At 67.9% G+C, this 4,438-nt stretch carries 3 protein-coding genes; 2 read left to right on the top strand and 1 reads right to left on the bottom strand.

Annotated features, from left to right (window positions below; translation table 11 throughout):
• The first annotated feature begins 93 nt into the window (after window positions 1-93).
• A complete protein-coding gene (locus Q0U08_RS17985; protein WP_298093034.1) occupies window positions 94-621 on the top strand; it encodes a DUF4142 domain-containing protein in 528 nt (175 codons plus the stop codon).
• 40 nt (window positions 622-661) lie between these two features.
• Here the strand turns inward: Q0U08_RS17985 and Q0U08_RS17980 are convergent, their stop codons facing one another.
• A complete protein-coding gene (locus Q0U08_RS17980) occupies window positions 662-2,059 on the bottom strand; it encodes a hypothetical protein (protein WP_298093032.1) in 1,398 nt (465 codons plus the stop codon).
• A 119-nt stretch (window positions 2,060-2,178) separates the two neighbouring features.
• On the opposite strand from Q0U08_RS17980, the gene glf reads away from it, so the two are divergent.
• Window positions 2,179-4,438, top strand: a 2,260-nt coding sequence (glf, locus tag Q0U08_RS17975; protein ID WP_298093029.1) for a UDP-galactopyranose mutase, incomplete at its 3' end; no start/stop codon positions are given.

Raw genomic sequence — 4,438 nt, 5'->3', positions numbered from 1 at the left:
CCCCGACAGCGGCGCACAGGCCCAGCAGATCGGTTGAGGCGCACGTTCGCCTCGTCCCAGAACGCTTCAAAGGTTTTGCATATGACCAGATACATGCCTGTTTCGATCGCGCTGCTGCTTGCCGGCACTGCCGTCACCGCGACCGCGCAGACGCCGCCCCCGCCGCCGCCCGCCGAGGCCAAGGTGCAGGCCGACCCCTATGTGACCGCCGCCGGGCGCAGCGACCTGTATGAGATCAATTCCAGTCAGGTCGCGCTCGAAAAGTCCCAAAACCCGGCGATCCGCGGTTACGCCGACATGCTGATCAAGCATCATCAAAAGACCACCGCCGCGACGCTGGCCGCCGCGTCCAAGGCGGGACTGACGCCGCCGGTGCCCGCCCTCGATCCGGGTGCCACCGCCTCGATCAACGAACTGCAGCTGGCGTCGGCCGCCGATTTCGACCGGCTGTACCTGGCGCAGCAGGTGCCGGCGCACCGCGCCGCGCTCGATCTGCACCAGAGCTACGGCACTGGCGGCGATCAGGCGCCACTGCGGGCAACCGCCAGGAAGGCGGTGCCGATCGTCCGCCAACATCTCGCCCAAGCCGAGCGGATGCAACAGGGCGCCGGCGGCATGTGACGGATCGGTCCTGCCGCCTCCCTCGGCGGCAGGCCCGGCCTCAATCGAGCCTGCGCACCGCAAAGGCACGGTCGCCGCAGACCTCCTCCGCCGTGAAGCGGAGCAGGCCGTCTGCCGCAACATGCTCCGCATTCGCGATCAATCGGCCGGCATCGGTGTCCCAGTGCATCACCCGGTAACGGCCATCCGACATCGCCAGTTCGACCTTCACCGGCTTGCCCGGCGCCCGGTCCACGCGTCCGTCCGGCAACAAGGCGCGCCGCCGGACGATCCACGCCACCGCCTGATCCGCGTCGCCGCACGCAAAACCCCGATAGCCCCGCGCCGCGATCGCCAGCGGCGCCCGCCGCATGGTCCGCCACCCGATCAGCGGCAGGAAATCCGCCATCGCCCGCTGTGCCCGGCGCATCCCCGGCGTCAGCACATGGGGATGCCGGTTGGGCCAGCGCATTCCGCCCCCCGCACCGCCAGCCGCCAGATGCGCCCAGCTCATGTGCCGGAAATATTCGTCATCGAACGGCTCGGGCAGCGTCTGGTGCTTGTCCTTGAAACGGTGGATCGGCCCATGTTCGGTATCCAGGAAGGGCCGACTGTCGACGATCTCCACCAGGCATTGCTGCACCACCTCACCCATCGCCAAGGCGGGCGCGACGGTATCGCGCGGGTCGTCGATCGCGCCGTGGCGATAGATGTGGATCGACGCGAAATCGAGATCGGGGTGGCGAAAGATCGGCTCGGCGATCGGCAGGTCGGGCCGGGTCCACCATTCAGGTCCGAACAGCGACACGGTTTGCGGGTGCGAGCGGCCATACAGCCGCTGTTCCATTCCACGGACATGCTGCGACAGATCGGCGATGAACGCTGCGAAGCCATCCACCCTGCCCTCCGCCTGCGCGGGATGGATCTCGTTCCACAGGTCCCAGGCGAACAGCGCGCCCGACCCGCCCCAGCGCCCGATGATGAACGACAGCCGCGCCTTGATCGCAGCGCGCGTCTCGCCGCACAGCAACAGGCGCGACGGGTGATCCAGCGGCCCGCCATGCGCCGCATTCCACGGATGATGCCGCCAGTGCAGCCACATCCAGAAGGTATCCACCGGGGTCAGCAGGATGCGCATCCCCACCCGCTCGCACATCGCGAACAGATCGTCCCACAACCGCACCATGGCGGGCACCGTGGTGCCGGCCGGCCGCTCGAAGTAGCGATGCCGCACCTGCGCATATTCGATCATCAACCGCAGGCAGGTGACCCCGTGTTCGACCAGCCAGCGCAGATGCGCCTCCACCGCGGGCAGGTCGCGACGCCGGAACAAGGCTGCGAGTTCGGGCCAGCTTATCGCGTCGTTCTGCCCGATCGGGGTCCAGTCCGCGCCGTCCCCGTCGATGAAGTAGGGCGCGTCCGGGGCCACGGCGATCCATGACAGGCGATTTTTCGACATGTTGTTGCTGTGCCAGCGCCGGACCGCAGGGCCAACGGGCAAGTTGTTGATATTGGTTAGCGTTTGTCGCCGCGGGACGCGCTACGCCCGGAACGGGCGGGGGCCCAGGAGATAAAGATTTGCGCGTACCGCCTGTCGCCGACGACATGCCCATGGGTGGCCTTCCCGCCGGCGGCGTGTCGCCGCTGTTGCTGTGCTTCTGCCACTTGCGCTGGGACTTCGTGTTCCAGCGGCCCCAGCATCTGATGACGCGCTTTGCCGCCACCCACCGGGTGGTGGTGTGGGAGGAGCCAGTGATCGGCGATGCGGACGCCCCCCGCCTGGCGTTGCGCGCCGCGGGGGCGATTCACGTCGTGACCCCGCATCTGCCGCACGGCCTGTCCGCCGGAGACGCGGACGCGGCACTGCGCCGCCTGCTCGATGATTTCCTGGCGCTGGAAGGCGCAGTGGCGGTGCGCTGGTACTACACGCCGATGATGCTCGGCTTTTCGCGCCATGTCGCCTCGGCCTGCACCGTGTATGACTGCATGGACGAACTGTCCGCCTTCCGCTTCGCGCCGCCCGAACTGCTTGCGCTGGAAACCGAGCTGCTCGCCGCTGCCGATCTGGTCTTCACCGGCGGATACAGCTTGTACGAAGCCAAGCGCGAGCGTCACCCGGACGTGCGCCCCTTCCCCTCCAGCGTCGATGTCGCCCATTTCGCCGCCGCGCGCGATAGGGAACCGGGGCGGGAGCCCGCCCCGCGCTTCGGCTTCTACGGCGTGCTGGACGAGCGCATGGACCTCGACCTGCTCGCCGAACTGGCCGATGCCCGCCCCGACTGGACGATCGAGATGGTCGGGCCGGTCGTGAAGATCGATCCTGCCGACCTGCCTCGGCGTGCCAACATCCTCTATCCCGGACAGCGCAGCTATGACGAGCTGCCTGCCACCATCGCCCGGTGGGACGTGACGCTGATGCCGTTCGCGCTGAACGAAGCCACCCGCTTCATCAGCCCGACCAAGACCCCCGAATATCTTGCCGCCGGCCGGCCGGTCGTCTCCACCCCGATCGTCGATGTCGCGCGGCACTATGGCACGCTGGACGCGGTCAAGATCGCCGGCCGCGGCGCGCGCTTCGTCCAGGCGTGCGAGGAGGCGCTGGCGCTCGTCCGCGGCCGGGATCGCGGCTGGCGCGATGCCGCCGATACCGTTCTGGCCGCTACGTCCTGGGACGCGACCGCCGCCGACATGATGGCGGCGATCGACGAGGCGACGGCGGCGAGGGCGCATCTCGCCGCCCGGGCCGAGCGGCCGCACTATGACTATCTGGTCGTCGGTGCCGGTTTCGCCGGCGCGGTGATGGCCGAACGACTGGCCGCGGACGGCGGCAAGCGGGTGTTGGTCATCGATCGCCGTCCCCACATCGCCGGCAATGCCTATGACACGACCGATGACAGCGGCATCCTGATCCACCGCTACGGCCCGCACATCTTTCACACCAATTCGGACGAGGTGTTCGCCTATCTGTCGAACTTCACGGCGTGGCGCGCTTACGAACATCGTGTACTGGCCGATGTCGATGGGAAGCGCGTCCCCGTGCCGATTAACCGCACCACGCTGAACGCGCTCTACGATGCCGGGCTGGAGACCGATGCGGATGCCGCCGCCTTTCTCGCCGCGCGCGCCGAGCCGGTGGCCGAGGTGCGCACGTCGGAGGATGTGGTCGTCTCCGCGGTCGGGCAGGAACTCTATCGCACCTTCTTTCGCGGCTATACCCGCAAGCAATGGGGACTGGACCCGAGCGCGCTCGACAAGTCGGTCACCGCGCGCGTGCCCACCCGCACTTCCACCGACGACCGCTACTTCACCGACCGGCACCAGGCGATGCCCGCCGCCGGGTACAGCGCCATGTTCGCCGCGATGCTGGATCATCCCAACATCACCGTGCGAACGGGCACCGACTTTGCCGAGGCGGCAGCGGCGGTGTCGTACGACCGGCTGGTCTATACCGGGCCGATCGACGAATATTTCGGCTATTGCCATGGCCGCCTGCCGTATCGCTCGCTTTGCTTCGAACATCGCACGCTGCCCGTCGAGCGCCATCAGGCGGTCGCCGTCGTCAACTATCCGGACGAGGCGGTGCCGCACACGCGCATCACCGAGTACAAGCATCTGACCGGGCAGCAGTCACCGGTCACCAGCATCACGATCGAATATCCGGCGGCGGAGGGCGATCCCTATTATCCCATCCCCCGGCCCGAAAATCAGCAGCTTTACAAGCGGTACGAGGCCCTCGCCCTGGCTGAGCCGAACGTGATCTTCGTCGGCCGCCTCGCCACCTACCGCTACTACAACATGGACCAGGTCGTCGGACAGGCGCTCGCCACCTACCGCCGAC

The sequence above is a fragment of the uncultured Sphingomonas sp. genome (genome assembly GCF_946477935.1).
Lineage (GTDB): Bacteria > Pseudomonadota > Alphaproteobacteria > Sphingomonadales > Sphingomonadaceae > Sphingomonas.
Note: the sequence above shows the minus strand (reverse complement) of the source record. Positions and strands in the feature narration are given on the sequence as shown.